Source organism: Streptomyces sp. SudanB52_2052 (assembly GCF_964272415.1).
In the GTDB taxonomy this organism is placed as follows: domain Bacteria; phylum Actinomycetota; class Actinomycetes; order Streptomycetales; family Streptomycetaceae; genus Streptomyces; species Streptomyces olindensis.
Window position 1 is genome coordinate 4,343,641 of the sequence record NZ_OZ186796.1, and the last position, 17,382, is coordinate 4,361,022.

Sequence of the window (17,382 nt, forward strand, 5' to 3'; positions counted from 1 at the left end):
GGGTCGCATCACAGATCTCCGAACGTCATGCGGGCCACCCACTTGGTGTTCAGCACGCCGGGCGCCGCGGGCACGATGATCCGCGCCGGGAAGCCATGGTCGGGGGAGAGGTCCTCGCCGTTGACGTACAGGGCGAGCAGGGAGCGCGGGTCGGCTACCTGATTGGCCCGCAGGGCGGCACGGCGGAAGGCTCCGCGCCGCTGGAGGGACTCGATGAGCACATCCGGCGGGTCCTCGTCGTACCCGACGAGCGCGGCGAGGTCGCGCAGCCGCACCCCACGCCACCACTGGTCGGACGTCGACCAGCCCTCGACGCAGGCGATGGGCAGCGCCGCGCTGTGCAGGGGAAGCCGGGCCAACCGGGCACGGCTCAGATGGACGGTGCCGGTGCGTCCGGTCACGACGAGGCGCCAGGCGTCCTCGGTCGTCTCCACCGGATCGATTCCGGCGTACCGGGCCGTCTTGTTGATCTGGAAGCCGTTCGGGCCGCTGCCCGGGTCGGCTCCGCCGTGCGGGGCCAGCAGGGCGGTGCGCCGCGGCAGCCCGTCGAAGCTCTGCCCGACGGTGGTCGCGAACAGCAGCAGCGAGCCGCCCCCGACGAACCACAGGGCGCCGCGCCGGGAGACGGTCGGCGGGTCCGGGCGCGGGGAGACCAGATCGGACGGGAGCGGATCCCGCGGGACCGGATCGGGCGGGACCGGATCGGGCGGGACACGATCCGGCAGGGTTTCCTCCCGCAGCCGGCGCAGGTTGCGCAGGGCCGCGGGCGCCTTCAGGACGACGTGGGCGGCGAACGCGGCGAAGAACACCCAGGCCCCGTAGAAGTGCAGGGTGTAGAAGGAGCCCGGGAAGACGTAGTCCAGCTGGATGTTGAGCACGCCCGTCACGAACTCGAACAGCGCACCCCCGACCAGGAGCAACAGCGAGATCCGCTCCAGCGCTTGCGCGAGCGAGCGGGCCGGGGGCAGCTCGAACAGCCTCGGGATCACCGACCACAGCTTGGCCAGCAGCACGGGGATCAGCGTGATTCCGAGCGTGACGTGGACGCCCTGGTTGAGCCGGTATAGCCATTGGGGGTCCGTCGGCCAGGAGAACAGGTAGAAGCCGAGGATCCCCTTCTCCGGGGTCTTGTCGTTCACCGGCGCCAGATTCGGGTTGTAGGCGGCGTAGGACACCAGCCCCGTCACGAACAGCACTGTGACCCCGCCGAGCAGGACGACGCCCAGCACCGAGGTCAGCCACGGGCCGCGCAGGGGACTGCGCCAGAAGCCCGGCGAGGAAGGAGACCGTGTCATGGCCCGACCGTAGGCCCGGCGCACCCCCGGAACGGCTCCGCGGCCCATGACGAAACGCTGACATCCGGCCCGGACGGAGGTACTTCCCCCCATCACCCGGCCTAGCGTGCGGATGTGACCCGCCCCCTCCTCCGCGATCTGTACGCCGCCCTGGCAGCCTCCCTCCTCATCACGGCGGCCGTGCTGGCCGGCCGGCACCTCCAGCACGCCCACCACACCCTGTTCGTCAAGTGGCCCCCGGTGCTCGCCACTTGGGACCCGCATGTGGGCCCCGGCACCCCGGCCGCCCTGCTCGTGGCGGCGGCAGTGGTGGCGTACGGCCCCGCCCTCGCCGCCGGCCTGCCCTGGCGGGCCCTGCTCGCGACGGCATGGGCGACGGCGACGGCCTGGATCGTCTCCCTCGCCCTGGTCGACGGCTGGCAGCGGGGTGTCGCGGGCCGGCTCACCACCCGCCACGAATACCTCCAGGTCGTCGACCGCTTCGACGACATCCCGGCCACCTTGCGCGACTTCACCCACCACATCCTTCTGGAGTCCCCCGACAACTGGCCCGCCCATGTCGCCGGACACCCCCCGGCGGCACCCCTCACCTTCGTCCTCCTCGACCGGCTCGGGCTGCGGGGCGGCGGCTGGGCCGGGGTGTGGTGCATCGCCGTCGGCGCCACGGCATGCGTGGCCGTGCTGGTCGCGGTACGGGCACTGGCCGGTGAGAGCCTCGCGCGTCGAGCGGCGCCCTTCCTGGTCCTGGCCCCGGCCGCGGTGTGGATGGGCACCTCGGCCGACGCGTACTTCGCGGCGGTCGCGGCGTGGGCCGTGGCGTCGCTGGCACTCGCGGTCAGCGGAAGGTCGGCGTGGTGGGCGGCCGCGGCCGGGCTCCTCTTCGGGCTCACCTGCTACCTCTCATACGGCCTCACGCTCGTCGCGCTCATCGGCGCGGCGGTCCTGCTGCTCGGCCGGCGGCGCGTCCGGGAACGGCCGGTGCTGCTCCTGCCGCTGCTCGCCGGTCTGGCCGTCGTCCCGACGGCCTTCACCCTCGCCGGATTCGACTGGTGGGAGGCGTACCGGCTCCTGGTGACGCGCTACCACCAGGGGGTGGGCGGCATCCGCCCCTACGGCTACTGGGTGTGGGCGAACCTCGCCTGCACGGTCCTGATCACGGGCCTGGCGACGGCACCAGGGCTGCGGCGGACGGGTGCCGTGCTGCTCCGGCGCCGTGCCGAAGCCCCTGGGCACGTCCGCCTCGCCGTTCTCGTGTCCGCGGCCCTCCTCGCCGTCCTGGTGGCCGACCTGTCCGGCATGAGCAAGGCCGAGACGGAACGCATCTGGCTCCCCTTCGCGGTGTGGCTGCTGCCGGCGTGCGCGTTCCTCACCCGCCCCCGCGTCTGGCTGGCCGCCCAAGCGGTACTCGCACTCCTGCTCAACCATCTGCTGCTCACCGGGTGGTGACACCCAGGAGGCGCGGGATCAGGTGTGCGCGCTTCCGGGGCGGGGCCATCGGATCTCCTTCGTCAGCGCTGTTTGTGCCCACGCACCCGGGTAACCCGCTCGACAGGACAGAGGCACCGTCGACCTCGCTTTTTGCCGCCCTTTGACGTGGCCGTCCGCTCATCGTCGGCCGGCCCGTCCGCTGACAGCCATCAGGAACCAGGAGGGGTCGTGGACTGGTACCCCTTGCGGCTGACCACCCCGGTCAAGCAGCACGTCTTCGGCGGCCGGGCCCTCGCCGAACGGCTGGGCCGTACCGGCCTGCCCGACGGCCCGGTCGCCGAGACCTGGGAGGTCAGCGATGTGGACGGCGAGGGAGCACGGGTCGTGGACGGCCCGCTGGCCGGCCGCACGCTGCGCCGGCTCGTCGAGGACCACCCCGACGAACTGGTGGGGCGCGGATGGCGCGGCCCGCGCTTCCCGGTGCTGACCAAGTTCATCGACGGCGCCGGTGCCCTGCCGGTCCATCTGCACGCCGACGACGACACCGCACGCCGGCTGGAGGGCGAGCCCCACGGCAAGACCGAGGCGTGGCACGTCCTCGACGCGGCACCGGGAGCCACCGCCCTGCTGGGGACGAAGGCCGGTGTGGACCGGGACTCGCTGCACCGGGCCCTGCTCGCGCAGGACTTCGACGCGGTCATGCGCCGGCTTCCGGTGCGGGCCGGGCAGACGGTCTACGTGCCCGGCGGCACCCTGCACAGTTTCGGCCCCGGCACCCTGGTCTACGAGATCGAGCAGACCTCCGACATCCAACAGCACGCCATGCGCCGGCACATGGAGGACGGCTCGGCACTCGACGACGAGGAGTGGCACACCAACCTCGGGCGGCTCCTCGACGAGTGGCGTCCCGGCCCACGCCCCGAGTTCCGCTCCGGCCTGAGCGTCCAGGTCGACGACGCGGTGGAACGCACCGTGCTGTGCGCCGGCCCGTACTTCGCCCTGGAACGGTGGCGGGCGGGCACCGCGGCCCCGCTGGTGTACGACTTCTCCACCGCGCTGGTCGTCAGCAACGCGGGCGCCCCGGTCACCGTGGAGTCCGGTGGCCGGTCCGAGCGGCTCGGACGCGCCCGGAGCCTGCTGCTGCCGGCCGCGCTGGGCCGCGTCCGGATCCAGGGGCCCGCCGACGTCCTCCTCGGCTACCTGCCCGACCTGGAACAGGACGTCCGCGCGCCGCTGCTCGCGGCCGGACACGGAGCCGCCGCCGTGGCCGCGCTCGGCGAGGGCCTCGCCGACCCGCTCACGTAGGAGGAGACCCGTAGGAGACCCATGAGCACCGTCACCACCAGCGACGACGTCAGCATCCACTACGAGGAGCAGGGCACCGGCCCTCCCCGGTCAGTCCCGCCCGGACTGCCTCTGTACCTGTTCCAGGACCTGTTCCGCGGAGCTCGCCCCGCTGAAGAGCTTGTCCCCGTGCTGGTTGAGCAGTTCGTTGACCCGGTCCCAGTTCTCCGTCGTACGCAGCGGAGTCGCCGTGGCGTTGGCGGCTTCGAGAACCTCCCGGGCACCGGCGAGGCGGGCGTTCTCGTACCACGCGTGCTGGGCCGACTCACGTGACGGATAGGCACGCCCCACCCCGCCGAGCCACTCCAGTTGCCTGGTGGCGGTCATGAGCGTGATCGCCTTGAACGCCCGATCCGGGTCGGGGCAGGACTTGGCGATGCCGAACCCGGAACCGGACGAGTACGTCCTGCTGCCGTCCGGGCCGGCGGGAAGGGTGGCGAGGCCCACCTGGAAGCCGGCCTGGTTCTTCAGGTTCAGCAACGCCCACGGCCCGCTGGTGCCCATGGCCACCTTGCCGCTGAGGAACTCCCTGTCGGCGAACGCGGGATCGGCCGCGGGCACTTGGGGGGCGACCTTCTTCCTGGCCACCAGGTCGGCGTACCACTGCACGCCGTTGACCAGGGCGGGCGTGGTCAGTCGCAGGTGGCCCGCGCCGTCGGTGGGCTGTGCCCCGGTCTTGGTCAGCACCATGGAGAACATCCACAGATCCTGAGGCGCCGCCACGAACCCGTACCTCCGGTGCCCGGTCAGCTCACGGGCGGCCGACTCGAACTCGGCCAGCGTCCACCCCGGCCTGGGCTCGGGCACGCCCGCGTCGCGGAACATGTCCTTGTTGTAGGTGAGGATCACCGGGCCGACGTCGTACGGCAGCGCGTACTGCTTCCCGTCGGCGCTCAGCCCCTCCATGACGGACTTGTCGAAGTCCGTCACGTCGAACTTGTTCCTGGCGATCAGGTCGTCGAGCGGCAGCATGCCCCGGGTGTAGCCCGTGGTGCGGAGCGCCTGCATGGAGACGATGCAGGGCGCGTCGCCGCTGTCGAGACGCGTGCCGAGCTCGGCGAAGTAGTCGCCGAAGGACGAGGTCTCGAGCTTGATCGTGATCCGCGGGTCTTCGAGGGACACCCGGTCCGCGAACTGCTGCCAGACCCGCTGTTCCTCACCGCCGTCGGCCCACATCGACCAGGTCAGCGTCTTCGGGCTGTCGTCGGCGCCGCACGCCATGACCAGCGTCCCGGCCAGCGCCGCGGCGACGGCTGCCCTCACTGCGATGCGCGGCCCTGTCATGACATATCCAAATGTCCCCTTGGTGCAATTTGCACACATTGTGACACAGGTGAATGTGCTCCCAGGCGAGCGGGTGCCAGGCGACTCCAAGAGCGCAGGGGTCACGAGCCCTCTTCCTGGGCGGGCCAACCGTCCGTGCCGGGTAGGAAGTCCACCGACATCGGCAGAAGTGGGGGGCGTGCGGTGAGCCTGAACGTGGTGACGTTGCTGGTTTCCGTGATCGCACTGGTCACGTCGGCCGGACTGGCGTGGGGACAACTCACGTCACACCGGAAGTCGACGGTGCTCGCGATGATCCTTGAGGGGTTCAGGGACACACGCGGCGACGAGTACCTGGCGTCAGTCGAGTACGTGCTGTACCGGCTGACGGTCGAGCACCCGGAGCCCGTGCCTTATCTGCAGCTGCCGGAGGAGACGAGGCGGCATGTTCAGCGCGTCGGTCTGTTCTACAACGATCTCGGCAAGCTGGTGGCTCATGGCCTGGTGGATGAGTCACTGATCATTGGTGCCTACGGCGGGAGCCTGCTACGGGCATGGAATCTGATGGCTCCGTACGTGTACCTGGAGCGGCAGGAGCACCAGCGAAGCCCCATGCGCTATTTCGAGGACCTCGCGTGGCGGGTGTCCTCCCGTCGGCCGGAAGACGTGTACCGCAAGCTGGGCTTGCGGGTCCTCCCGCCCTCGAACAGGCTCTGACCCCGACGGGGGCGGGAACGCGCCACCGTATGGACCAGCCACCCCGCCCCCGCACCTACCGCATACCAGAACAAGTCAGGCGCGTTGAAGGTGGACCCGAGTACGAGGCGGGCGAGGGTGCTGTGCGCGGAGAGTTCCGCCGGCACCTGGGTGAGTTGCAGGAACTCGACGGCCCAGCTGACGGCCAGGGCGCATCCGGCGGCCGGCAGGGGCCTCAGCCGTGGGGCCGCCAGGACGACGAGGGTGAGGATCAGGACGGTGTACAGCGCGTCTCCGCCGTACTTGGCCAGGCCCCCCGCCGCGACGGCCCTGAGTCCCAGCCCCGCGCCGACCGTCACGACCGCGGCCCCGGCCGCCGCCATGCGGGTCCGGGCCGGATCGGCGGCGCCGCAGCGGGTTTCGGCGATGCGAGTCACCCGGTCATGGTGCCTCACCGCCCTGACCGTGTTCGCCGTCTTCAGTGCCTTCAGTACCTTCGCTGCGATGTGACCTTCCTCGCGGCAGCGGGGTCCCCGCCCGTCCGGCGCCCTGCCGCCCGACGACACCCGCCGCAGTGGCACATCCACCGTCGAGGGAGGTCACAGCGCTGCGGACGAAGACGCCCGGCCAGAAAACCGTGCCCCCGGGACGAAATATCTGTGCTCGCGAAATGAGAAATAAGGGCAGGGCGCGCCGAGTATTCCCCGCCGCCGGGACGGATCGAAATTCATGGACCGCACACGGCCGATCGCACCGTGCTACTGTCGGTGTCAGTTGCAGGTGTGGTTGCCAGAGGGTTCATTTCCGACGGGTTAATCATCACGGCGACACGGAATTCACACAGGGTGGATTCCTGACACCGTCTCCGAAGGAGAATGAAATGGCTACTGGCACCGTGAAGTGGTTCAACGCGGAAAAGGGCTTCGGCTTCATCGAGCAGGACGGCGGCGGCGCCGACGTCTTCGCCCACTACTCGAACATCGCCACCCAGGGCTTCCGCGAGCTGCTGGAAGGCCAGAAGGTGTCGTTCGACATCGCGCAGGGCCAGAAGGGCCCGACGGCCGAGAACATCGTCCCCGCCTGACATCGGCGCTGACGCATACTTCGCAGCTGGGGCCCGCACCTCTGGGGTGCGGGCCCCAGCTCGCTGCTTTTCGGGGCGCGAGCCGTGAAGGCTCCCCCCACCTCTACTCCGGCTCGTATCGAGATTCTCGGCGCCGCTCATCCGCTGCGGGAATTCCTTGCCACGTGCCTCATCAAGGAAGGTCCCGCATGAAGCGCGCCCACACATCCCGCACCTATGACCGCTCCGCCGGTCCCCGCCGCTCCAAGGGCTACGGAAACCGACCGGCCCGACGGGCCGCCGTCCAGGGCGAGTTCGCACCGCCCGAGACGATCACGCCCGCGCTGCCCGCCGTCGAGTCGTTCGCCGATCTCGGCATGCCCGCGGCACTGCTCGCCACGCTCGGCCGCGAAGGCGTGACCGTGCCGTTCCCGATCCAGGCCGCGACCCTGCCGAACTCCCTGGCCGGCCGTGACGTCCTCGGACGTGGCCGCACCGGTTCGGGCAAGACCCTGGCCTTCGGCCTCGCGGCGCTGGCCCGTACGGCGGGACGGCGCGCCGAGCCGCGGCAGCCGCTCGCCCTGGTACTCGTCCCCACCCGCGAGCTCGCCCAGCAGGTCACGGACGCCCTCACGCCGTACGCCCGTTCCGTGAGCCTGCGGCTGGCCACCGTCGTGGGCGGCATGTCCCTCGGCAGGCAGGCCGGTGCGCTGCGCACCGGGGCCGAGGTGGTCGTCGCGACGCCGGGGCGGCTCAAGGACCTCATCGACCGGGGCGACTGCCGACTGGACGACGTCGCCATCACGGTCCTCGACGAGGCCGACCAGATGGCCGACATGGGCTTCATGCCCCAGGTCACGGCCCTGCTCGACCAGGTGCGGCCGGACGGGCAGCGGATGCTGTTCTCGGCCACCCTCGACCGCAACGTCGACCGGCTGGTCCGCACATACCTGCACGACCCGGTCGTGCACTCGGTCGATCCGTCCGCGGGCGCGGTCACCACGATGGAGCACCACGTCCTCCATGTGCACGACGCGGACAAACACCGGACGACCACCGAGATCGCCGCGCGGGACGGCCGGGTGATCATGTTCCTGGACACCAAGCACGCCGTGGACCGGCTGACCAAGCACCTGCTGAGCAGCGGTGTCCGCGCCGCGGCGCTGCACGGCGGCAAGTCCCAGCCGCAGCGCACCCGGACCCTGGCCCAGTTCAAGACCGGGCATGTGACGGTCCTGGTGGCGACCAACGTCGCGGCACGCGGCATCCACGTCGACCACCTCGACCTGGTCGTCAACGTGGACCCCCCGAGCGACCACAAGGACTACCTGCACCGCGGCGGCCGGACGGCCCGCGCCGGCGAGTCCGGCAGCGTCGTCACCCTGGTGACCCCCCACCAGCGTCGCGGCATGACCCGGCTGATGGCCGCGGCGGGCATCACCCCGCAGGTCGCCCAGGTGCGTTCGGGCGAGGCGGAACTGAGCCGCATCACCGGCGCCCAGGCCCCGTCCGGCATCCCGGTCGTCGTCACCGCGCCGGAAGCGGAACGCCCCCGCGGTGCTTCCTCGTCCCGGCCGCGTCGTGGTCGGCGCGGCCACGGCCGACCCGGCGGCGAGGCGGCGCGCCCCAGGGCACAGCGGCGGACCGGCTTCGGCTCGGCCGCCTGGAACTGATCCGCGGCCTCACCTTCCACCGGCCCGACGAGGGCCCTGCCGACGCGCGTCGGCAGGGCCCTCGTCGTCATGTCGCCGCCTTGCCACCGAGGGGATGCCGACGGAACCCTGCGATCCTCGGATCCCAAAATCTATCTTTGTCAGAGTAGACATTGCCTTCTGAGGCAGTTAGCATTTTTCCCGTTGACACAGTCAGGAAGAACGGAGGAGCAGACGCCATCAGGATCGCCCGGCCCGGGACGCTCTCGGTCCGGGTACCGCAAGACCCCGGATTGGATGGTGGTCCCCGGTCACGCAGCCGCGATCCCCGCACCCCTCCCCTCACCGGGCCGGGTAGCGGAAACAGAAGGTCGGCCGAGCATCACAGGGCCGACAGATGGTGTTGAATTTCCTTCGGGGCCCTGGTGCCGTACGGCACCAGGGCCCCTCGACGCGTTGCACTACGAGGTGACATGGCAGCAGATACCCCGCTCAGCGATCGTCTGGACGACGACGACTACCCCGCGTACACCATGGGCCGGGCCGCCGAGATGCTCGGCACGACCCCCGGTTTCCTCCGTGCCATCGGCGAGGCCCGGCTGATCACTCCGCTGCGCTCGGAGGGCGGACACCGCCGTTACTCCCGCTACCAGCTGCGGATCGCCGCGCGGGCCCGCGAGCTCGTCGACCGGGGCACCCCGATCGAGGCCGCCTGCCGCATCGTCATCCTCGAGGACCAGCTCGAAGAGGCCCAGCGCCTCAACGCGGAGTACCGCCGCGCCGCGCAGGAGGCGTCCGGCGGTTCCGGTACCGGAGCGAGCTGATCACATCCCCTCCCCGGCCTATCGATCATGCACGCGGCAACTGCTACGATCCGGCCATTCACCTGGGGGGGTGTCTGAAAACGCCATGTCGAGCCGCGCGTCGTGACCCGCGGCTCACCGGCGCACGCACAAGCCTCTCCAAGTCCCCGCCCACTCCCCGGAGAGGTCCCGCATGGGCAGACGTGCGCTCGTACGAGGCGCCACCGCCGTCGCCGTTTCCCTCACGCTCGCCGTAGGTCTCGGCTCGCTGACCGCCGGCAGCGCGCACGGTGAGACGGTCGCCGGAGAGGTGGTCGTGCCGGCCACCACGGCCGCCGTCCCCTGGACGAGCCTGCTGAGCGCCGGGCCTTCGGGATTCCTCCGCTACGAGGAGGGGCGCGGTCACCTCTGGACGAGCTACGACGGCACCGACACGGTCGTCGACCCGTCCGGCTGGGACTCCTACGGCAGCACGGCGTCCGGCGCGGGCACCGACGTCGTCGCCCGCTACGACCAGTCGGCCAGGACCGTGACGCTGCGCGACATGACCTCCGGCGAGGTCCGCGAGGTCCCGCTCCCCGAGGGGCACACGTACTACAGCACCCTCGGCTCGACGGTCGTCACGACCACGGGAAAGCCGGGCACGGACACCGTGCTGCACCTGCTGGACCTCGGCGAGGACGGCTCGGTCGCCGACCGCACGGTGACGGGCCTGCCCTCCGGCAGCTACCTGTGGCACTCGTCGCTGAGTGACGCGCGCGGGCAGATCGTGCGGTACCGCACGGGCGACGACGAGTTCACCGGCTGGCTCGACGTCGCGCAGGGGCGGGTGACGACCCTGCCGTACGAGGTGAAGGCCTGGTACTACCTCGTCGCGCTGAGCTCCACCCACCTGGTGTGGTGGCACGACGGCACCCTGTTCACCGTCTCGCGCGACGACCTGACCGGCACTCCGCGGACCGTGCCGCTCACCGACGTCGGGCAGGTGCTCGGCCTGGTCGGCGACACCGTGATCGTGTCCCGGTACGACGCGTCCTACGGACGCAACAGCACCCATCTGCCGGTCTCACGGGTCGACGCCGTCCCGCTCGACGGCTCCTCGCCCCGGACGATCCTGGGCCGCACGTCCCGGCAGGCCATGCCCACTCCGGGCGGCGGGCTCCTGATACCGGGCGGTGCCCACCCGGACCAGTGGGGCGTCTCCCTCGTCGAGCCCGCCGACGGCGGCGGGGTCACCGTGCGCAGGGTCGCGGACGCGTACCCCAAGCGGGCCGCCCACACGGTCTCCCGGCTGACCCTCGCCCAGGGGCGGCTGACCACCGTGGAGGAGGACCCCGCCGGGGAGTGGACCTACCTGCACACCCGTGACACCGGCGCCACCGGCTCCCCCACGGCGGGCACGCGCGTCAACCGCGGCCGTCTCGACCTGCTGCACTACGGGCAGGGCGGCCCGCGCCCGCTCGACACCGGCGACGGCCGGACGATCGTCTCCGGCTACGGCACGGAGGCCGAGGCGCAGCCGCGCGTCCTCGGGCCCACCCAGTCGATGCCCGGCACCCGGATCGACAGCTCCCGCGTCTACCAGACCGCGACCGCCGCCAGTGGCCGTTTCGCCGCCCTGACCAGGCCGTGGGACAGCGCCGGGGTGTCGGAGACCCGGGTCCTCGACCTCGACTCGGGGCGCACGGTGTTCACGACGACGGAGCGGGTGCGGGCCCTGTGGGGCACCACCGCCTGGGTGATGTCCGGCAACGACACGGTGGTCCCCTACGACCTGCTGACCGGGCGGCAGGGCGAGCCGGTGTGGTTCGGGCGCGGCTGCCTGCTGAACGACTTCCAGGCGGTCGGCCGCTGGCTGCTGTGGAACTGCGTGCTCAACCAGGAGGGCCAGGGCGTCTACGACACCGTCACCAAGCGGAACCTGACGCTCGTCTCCGGCGACGGCTGGGAACAGGCGCAGCTCGGCGACGGTTTCGTCGCGACCGTCGCGGACGGGCAGCTCAAGGTGATCGACGTCCGCAGCGGGACGCCCGTGTCGCACACCGCCGGGACGTTCGAGTGGAACTCCTGGGACGTCGACCCGTACACCGGCGTGATCGCCCAGCTCCGCTCCGACCACTCCATCCGCCTGACGCCCAGCGGGATCCCCGTGTCACCCCTCGCCCAGCTCGACGCCACCGTGCCGGCCTCGGCGGACGTGAAGGGCGGCGCGGCGCAGTGGAGCCCGAAATGGTGGCTGAACAAGCCCGCGGCCTCCTGGAAGCTCGTGATGGGCAACAAGGCCGGTGCGGTCGTCCGCACCCTCTCCGGTGGCCCGGCGCGCGGCGTGGTGGCCGCCGCGTGGAACGGCAAGGACGGCGCCGGCCGGCTGGTGCCCAACGGCGCCTACACCTGGACGTTGACCGTCACGCCCGCCGACGGGCAGGGCGCGGCGCTGACGAAGTCGGGCACGGTGAAGGTCACCGGCGCGGCGGCGGCCTGGCGGGACTTCGTCGCCTCGGACGGCTTCGGCGAGCTGGTGACGCTGAACGGCTCGGGCGGGCTGACGTACCAGTCCGGGACCGGCACCGGGACGTTCACCGGGAAGACGACGGGCTCGGGCTGGCCGACGACCGTGAAGGTGGTGCCGTTCGGCGACCTGAGCGGGGACCGGTGCAACGACGTGCTGGTGCGGTTCAGCAGCGGCGCGCTGCGCGCCTACCGGCCGGGGTGCGGGAAGGCGGTGACCCCGTCGACGGCGTACACCTCGCTGGGGACGTCCGGCTGGACCCAGTACAACGTGCTGACCTCGCCGGGGGACGTCAGCGGTGACGGGCGGGCGGACCTGATCGCCCGGCACGCCTCGACCGGGGACGTCTACCTCTACAAGGCGACGAGCACGGGGAAGCTCTCGACGCGGGTGAAGATCGCGTCCGGGTGGACGGGCTACAGGAAGGTCGTGGGCGCCGGTGACCTCAACGGCGACGGCCACGGCGATCTGCTGGCGCAGGACAAGTCGAACGAGCTGTGGCGCTACGACGGCACGGCCGCGGGCACGTTCAAGAGCCGGGTGAAGGTGTTCGACGACTGGGGCGCGTCGTACAACGTGGTCGTCGGCGTGGGCGACATCACCGGTGACGGCCGCGCCGACCTCGTCTCCCGCGACACCTCCGGCGCCGTGTGGCGCAACAGCGGCAACGGCAAGGGCTCCTTCGGCGGCCGTACGAGGATCGCCACCGGCTGGCAGGGGTACAAGGGCCTGTTCTGAGCCGTCCTGCGCGACTGTCCCCGGGGCGCGGCCCGACCGGTTGAACGGTCGGGCCGCGCCGCGTCGTTCAGTACGTCGTTCAGGAACGTCGTTCAGGGACGGGCGGGGTGGGGTCGCGTCACCCGGTCCGGCCGTACGTCCCCGTGCCGAGCAGGTCGGGCAGCGGGTTGACGAGGCCACCGGCCGGTGACTTCCGCTGGGCGGAGGGTGCGTCGGCCGGCCAGACCGCGGGGCAGTGGGTGCCGTCGCGCGGTGTCTTCAGGGTGAGGAGGTAGGTGTCGATGGCGTCCCGCGCGCACGGGCTGAGCCAGTAGTCGCCGTGGCCGACGCCGTCGTACGTGAGGAACACGGCCTCGCGGCCGATCTGCCGGGCCGCGTTGGAGCCCCAGGAGTGCGGAGTGGCCGGGTCGAAGCGGCTGTTGGTCATCAGGATCTTCGGGGTGCCGTCGACGTCCAGCCTGCGCTGCGGGTTCGTCACCTCGGCCGGCCAGTCCTGGCAGCCGGTCATGACCGTCCAGCCGAGGGGGCTGAGGCGGGTGACGGGGGACCGGCGGGCGAGTTCGCGTTCGAAGCGGGCGAGGGTGCCGTACGAGGAGACGTTGAAGTCGTAGTCCTGGCACATCACCGAGTAGAACGGGAACTCCGTCGGCTCGCCGAACTTCCGCAGGGACCGTGCCGCGGCGGGCTTGACGGCGTCCAGCTCGGCGAGGGTCCGGGCGAAGTCGAACCAGCCGGCCGGGTCGTAGAGGTTGCCCAGGGCGAAGCTCTGGAGGTCCTGGGGGGTGACCGTCTCGGGCGGGTCGCCCGGCAGGACGAGTTCCCCGGCGTCGGCGCGCTGGTAGAGGGCGTCGAACAGGGCGCGGGCGTCCCGGCCGTGGAGCGCGCAGGACGGGGTGCGGGCGCACCAGTCGGCGAACTGGCCGTACGACTCCTCCACCGCGGCGGCCTCGGTCTTCTGGAAGCCCCAGGGGCCCAGGCTGTGGTCCATGTTGGAGTCGAGGGTCATCGCGCGGACGCGGTGCGGATAGCGCTCGGCGTACTGCTGGCCGATGGCGGTGCCGTAGGAGACGCCGTAGTAGCTGATCCGCCGCTCGCCGAGGCCGGCGCGGATCGCCTCCATGTCGCGGACGACGCTCCCGGTGTCCATGTGGTCGACGAGCGGCCCGGTGAGGTCGCGGCAGCTCGCGCCGAGCGCGCGGTTCGCCTCGCGGAGGGCGGCGAAGGAGGAGGCGCTGTCCGGATAGAGCAGCGCCTCCTGGGCGTTCACCCGGTCGGTGTCGCACTTCACCGGGTTGCTGCGGCCGACGCCCCGCGGGTCGAAGCCCACGATGTCGAAACGGGCCAGCAGGTCCGGGGAGAAGCTGTCGGGGGCGCTGAACGCGAAGTCCACGCCGGAGCCGCCGGGGCCGCCGGGGTTGATCAGCAGCGAGCCGATGCGGCGCTCGGGGTCGGTGGCCCGGTGGCGGGCGAGGGCCAGGTCGATGGTGGCGCCCCGCGGCCGCTTCCAGTCCACGGGCACCTTGAGGGTGGCGCACTCGAAGGTGCCCTGGCCGGACGGTGACGCGCAGGGTTCCCAGGCTATGCGCCCGGTCGGCGAGGTCGTGGCGGTCGGGGCCTGGGGCGAGGGGCCGGCGACGGCGTTGCCGGCGAGCAACTGGCCGAACAGCGCGGTGGCCAGGGCTCCGACGGCCAGTCTGCTGCGCGTTCTCGCGCGCGGGGCGCGTGGGGGGTTGGACGGCACGGATGTTCCTCCATGAATCAGGAGTTCACAGACGGAACACAGCCTCGGTCCAACGCCCCTGCGAATCAAGGAAAATGATGTGCAATCAGGTGTGTTCTCGCCGACTGCGGCAGGGCCTACTTCGGGCCGGCGTCGAACTTGGAGGTCGACCAGAAGTAGCCGAGCACGGCCAGCCCCACGCACCAGGCCACGGCCAGCCATCCGTTGTGGCCGATCCCGGTGCCGAGCAGCAGGCCCCGCAGCGTCTCGCTGGCCGGGGTGAACGGCTGGTACTCGGCGATGGGCCGGAACCAGCCGGGCATCGCGTCGACCGGGACGAAGGCGCTGGACAGCAGCGGCAGGACCATCAGCGGCATCGCGTTGTTGCTGGCGGCTTCGGCGTTCGGGCTGACCAGGCCCATGCCGACCGCGATCCAGGTGAGCGACAGGGAGACGAGCGCCAGCAGCCCGAACGCGGCCAGCCACTCCAGAGCGGTGGCGTCGGTGGATCGGAAGCCGATGGCCACGGCGACGGCGCCGACGAGGACCACGCTCAGCACGCACTGCAGCACGCTGCCGACGACGTGCCCGACGAGCACCGAGGGGCGGTGGATCGCCATCGTGCGGAAGCGGGCGATGATGCCCTCGGTCATATCCATGGCGACGGACACCGCGGTGCCGATCGTCGTGCCGCCGATGGTCAGCATCAGGATGCCCGGGACGAGATACGCGAGGTACGCGGACCGGCCCTCCACGCTGCCCATCCCCGCGCTCATGGTGTCGCCGAAGATGTAGACGAACAGCAGCAACAACATGACCGGCGTGAGCAGCAGTTGCAGCGTCATGGACGGGTAGCGGCGGGCGTGCAGCAGGTTGCGGCGCAGCATCGTGGACGAGTCGCGCACGGCGAGGGAGAACCGGGCCGGGCGGGCGGGTGCCGGGGGTGTGCTCATCGGGCGGCCTCCGTGAGGGCGAAGAAGACGTCGTCGAGGTCGGGGGTGTGCAGGGTGAGTTCGTCGGCCTCGATGCCGGCGGCGTCGAGCCAGTCGAGCAGGGAGCGCAGTTCGCGCTGGCTGCCGTCGCTGGGCAGGTGCAGGGTGAGGGCGTCGTCGTCGCCGGTGGCCTCGCGCAGGGCGGTGGCGGCGGTGCGGTAGGCGGCGGGGTCGGTGAAGCGGAGCCGGACGTGTCCGCCGGGGACGAGCCGCTTGAGTTCCTCGGCGGTGCCCTCGGCGGCGATCCTGCCGTCGTGCAGGACGGCGATGCGGTCGGCGAGCTGGTCGGCCTCCTCCAGGTACTGGGTGGTGAGGAAGACGGTCACGCCGCCGGTGACCAGTTCGCGGATGATCTGCCACATGGTGTGGCGGGAGCGGGGGTCCAGGCCGGTGGTGGGTTCGTCGAGGAAGATGACGCGCGGGCCGCCGACCAGGGTCATGGCGATGTCCAGGCGGCGTTTCATGCCGCCGGAGTAGGTGGAGGCGGGCTTCTTCGCGGCCTCGGTGAGGTCGAAGCGGTCCAGCAACTCGGCCGCGATGCGCCGTCCTTCGTGTGTGGGCAGGTGGTGCAGGTCGGCCATGAGGAGCATGTTCTCCTCGCCGGTGATCAGTCCGTCGACGGCGGAGAACTGTCCGGTGACCCCGATCGCGGCGCGTACGGCCTGGGCCTGGGTGGTCAGGTCGTGGCCGGCGACCCGGGCCTGTCCGGCGTCGGCGGTGATGAGGGTGGAGAGGATCTTCACGGCGGTGGTCTTGCCGGCCCCGTTCGGGCCCAGCAGCGCGAACACGGAACCGGTCGGGATGTGCAGGTCGATGCCGTCGAGGACGGTCTTGTCGCCGTAGGACTTGCGCAGCCCGGTGGCGGAGACGGCGGCCGGCGGCCGACCATCCCCCTGTGTGGACGTGGACATGACAGATACAGGCATGGGGCCCTCCGTGAGAAGGCTGGGTGTGGGTGGGAGGTGCGGTGGTGGTCAGGCCTTGGCGCGGAGGATGTCGATGTTGCCCCAGTTGGTCCGTGCGCGGACCTTGACGCTGTCCTCGGTCTCCTCCGGGGCCTCGGACGCGACGAGCCTGTTGCGTACCTGCCCGCGGTTGGAGCTGACGTCGAGCCAGGCGGCGGTGCCCTGGCGGACGCCGATCTCGATGGAGCCGTTGGAGGTCTCCAACCGGACGTCGCCGCGGGCGACTTCGGCGACGCGCAGCGGGCCGTTGGTGCTGGTGCCGGTGACCGAGGCCTCGGCGCGCGCGATGTCGATGGCGCCGTTGGCGCCGCTCACCCGCAGCTCGCCGGTCACGACGCCGAGAGTCGTGTTGCCGTGCGAGTTCTTCAGGACGGCGGGGCCGTCGACGGTGCCGACGCGCACGTGGCCGGTGCTGCTGGTGATCTCGGCCGGCCCCTCGACACGGTCCACCGTGACCGGGCCGTGCGTCACGCTCAGCGTCAGCGGGCCGGTGGTGTCGAGGCGCACCTCGCCGCTCGACGTCTTCACCCGGACCTCGCCGAGCCGGCCCTCGCCGAGCACCTGGGCCCAGGAGCCGCCGGACACGTCGATGTCCGAGCCCGCGGGCAGCTCGACCGACACGTCGACGAGGCCGTTGGGCCCGAGGAGGGTGCGGCGCCTGGGCAGGGTCCTGATGGTCAGGACGCCACTCGCGTAGCCGACCTCGGTCTGTTCGGCGGTTCGTACGTCCTTGTCGCGCTTGGGGTCGCGGGGCCGCACCTCGACGACCGTGTCGGTGCGGTCGCCCGCGGCGAACCGGATGGCCGCGGCGGGCACGTGGGCGGTGACCGAGATCGGTTCCGGGGTGTCGAAAGAAGGCATGGCTGTCCCGTCCTCTTGAGTCCTTGGGACGTCCCCGCTGGTGGGACGTGGTG

At 71.5% G+C, this 17,382-nt stretch carries 14 protein-coding genes; 7 read left to right on the forward strand and 7 right to left on the reverse strand.

Annotation, left to right across the window (positions count from 1 at the left end; genetic code table 11):
* Positions 1–8 precede the first annotated feature (8 nt).
* Positions 9–1,343 carry a molybdopterin-dependent oxidoreductase gene (locus ACSUPV_RS19155; protein WP_382613541.1) on the reverse strand — a complete coding sequence of 445 codons (1,335 nt, stop codon included), beginning with the start codon at positions 1,341–1,343 and terminating at the stop codon, positions 9–11.
* Between the two features lie 66 nt (positions 1,344–1,409).
* Between ACSUPV_RS19155 and ACSUPV_RS19160 the strand changes: the two genes are divergently transcribed.
* Both ACSUPV_RS19160 and ACSUPV_RS19165 read left to right on the forward strand, forming a co-directional pair.
* A complete protein-coding gene (locus ACSUPV_RS19160; RefSeq protein ID WP_031120316.1) occupies positions 1,410–2,741 on the forward strand; it encodes a hypothetical protein in 1,332 nt (443 codons plus the stop codon).
* A gap of 210 nt (positions 2,742–2,951) precedes the next feature.
* Positions 2,952–4,028 (forward strand): class I mannose-6-phosphate isomerase, encoded by a 1,077-nt coding sequence (locus ACSUPV_RS19165; RefSeq protein WP_436947898.1) that lies wholly within the window; start codon positions 2,952–2,954, stop codon positions 4,026–4,028.
* Positions 4,029–4,118: 90 nt separating this feature from the next.
* Here ACSUPV_RS19165 and ACSUPV_RS19170 read toward each other — a convergent pair whose 3' ends face one another.
* Positions 4,119–5,351, reverse strand: a complete 1,233-nt coding sequence (locus tag ACSUPV_RS19170; protein WP_436947899.1) for an ABC transporter substrate-binding protein — start codon at positions 5,349–5,351, stop codon at positions 4,119–4,121.
* A 183-nt stretch (positions 5,352–5,534) separates the two neighbouring features.
* Here ACSUPV_RS19170 and ACSUPV_RS19175 point away from each other — a divergent pair, with 183 nt between their 5' ends.
* On the forward strand, positions 5,535–6,047 hold the full coding sequence (locus ACSUPV_RS19175) for a DUF4760 domain-containing protein (RefSeq protein WP_382613530.1): 513 nt from the start codon (positions 5,535–5,537) through the stop codon (positions 6,045–6,047).
* On the opposite strand, the gene ACSUPV_RS19180 is transcribed toward ACSUPV_RS19175, so the two are convergent.
* Positions 5,948–6,409, reverse strand: coding sequence for a DUF2809 domain-containing protein (locus ACSUPV_RS19180; RefSeq protein ID WP_436949913.1), 462 nt, complete (start codon positions 6,407–6,409; stop codon positions 5,948–5,950). The two genes, ACSUPV_RS19175 and ACSUPV_RS19180, sit on opposite strands and share 100 nt — an antisense overlap.
* A 497-nt stretch (positions 6,410–6,906) precedes the next feature.
* On the opposite strand from ACSUPV_RS19180, the gene ACSUPV_RS19185 reads away from it, so the two are divergent.
* The 4 genes from ACSUPV_RS19185 to ACSUPV_RS19200 all read left to right on the forward strand — a co-directional run bounded on the left by ACSUPV_RS19185 (position 6,907) and on the right by ACSUPV_RS19200 (position 12,791).
* Entirely contained in the window at positions 6,907–7,110 is a 204-nt protein-coding gene (locus ACSUPV_RS19185) for a cold-shock protein (protein ID WP_028799214.1), read from the forward strand.
* Between the two features lie 188 nt (positions 7,111–7,298).
* Positions 7,299–8,762 carry a DEAD/DEAH box helicase gene (locus ACSUPV_RS19190; RefSeq protein WP_436947900.1) on the forward strand — a complete coding sequence of 488 codons (1,464 nt, stop codon included), beginning with the start codon at positions 7,299–7,301 and terminating at the stop codon, positions 8,760–8,762.
* A gap of 452 nt (positions 8,763–9,214) precedes the next feature.
* Positions 9,215–9,565 (forward strand): MerR family transcriptional regulator, encoded by a 351-nt coding sequence (locus tag ACSUPV_RS19195; protein ID WP_031120198.1) that lies wholly within the window; start codon positions 9,215–9,217, stop codon positions 9,563–9,565.
* A gap of 172 nt (positions 9,566–9,737) precedes the next feature.
* Positions 9,738–12,791, forward strand: coding sequence for an FG-GAP-like repeat-containing protein (locus ACSUPV_RS19200; protein ID WP_436947901.1), 3,054 nt, complete (start codon positions 9,738–9,740; stop codon positions 12,789–12,791).
* A gap of 118 nt (positions 12,792–12,909) precedes the next feature.
* Here the strand turns inward: ACSUPV_RS19200 and ACSUPV_RS19205 are convergent, their stop codons facing one another.
* The 4 genes from ACSUPV_RS19205 to ACSUPV_RS19220 form a co-directional block, all read right to left on the reverse strand.
* On the reverse strand, positions 12,910–14,532 hold the full coding sequence (locus ACSUPV_RS19205; protein WP_382613518.1) for an alpha/beta hydrolase: 1,623 nt from the start codon (positions 14,530–14,532) through the stop codon (positions 12,910–12,912).
* 116 nt (positions 14,533–14,648) lie between these two features.
* A complete protein-coding gene (locus tag ACSUPV_RS19210) occupies positions 14,649–15,464 on the reverse strand; it encodes an ABC transporter permease (RefSeq protein WP_436947902.1) in 816 nt (271 codons plus the stop codon).
* Positions 15,461–16,414, reverse strand: coding sequence for an ATP-binding cassette domain-containing protein (locus ACSUPV_RS19215; protein WP_436949914.1), 954 nt, complete (start codon positions 16,412–16,414; stop codon positions 15,461–15,463). The genes ACSUPV_RS19210 and ACSUPV_RS19215 overlap by 4 nt, the downstream gene beginning before the upstream one ends.
* Before the next feature lie 63 nt (positions 16,415–16,477).
* Positions 16,478–17,329, reverse strand: a complete 852-nt coding sequence (locus ACSUPV_RS19220) for a DUF4097 family beta strand repeat-containing protein (RefSeq protein WP_436947903.1) — start codon at positions 17,327–17,329, stop codon at positions 16,478–16,480.
* Positions 17,330–17,382: the final 53 nt, after the last annotated feature.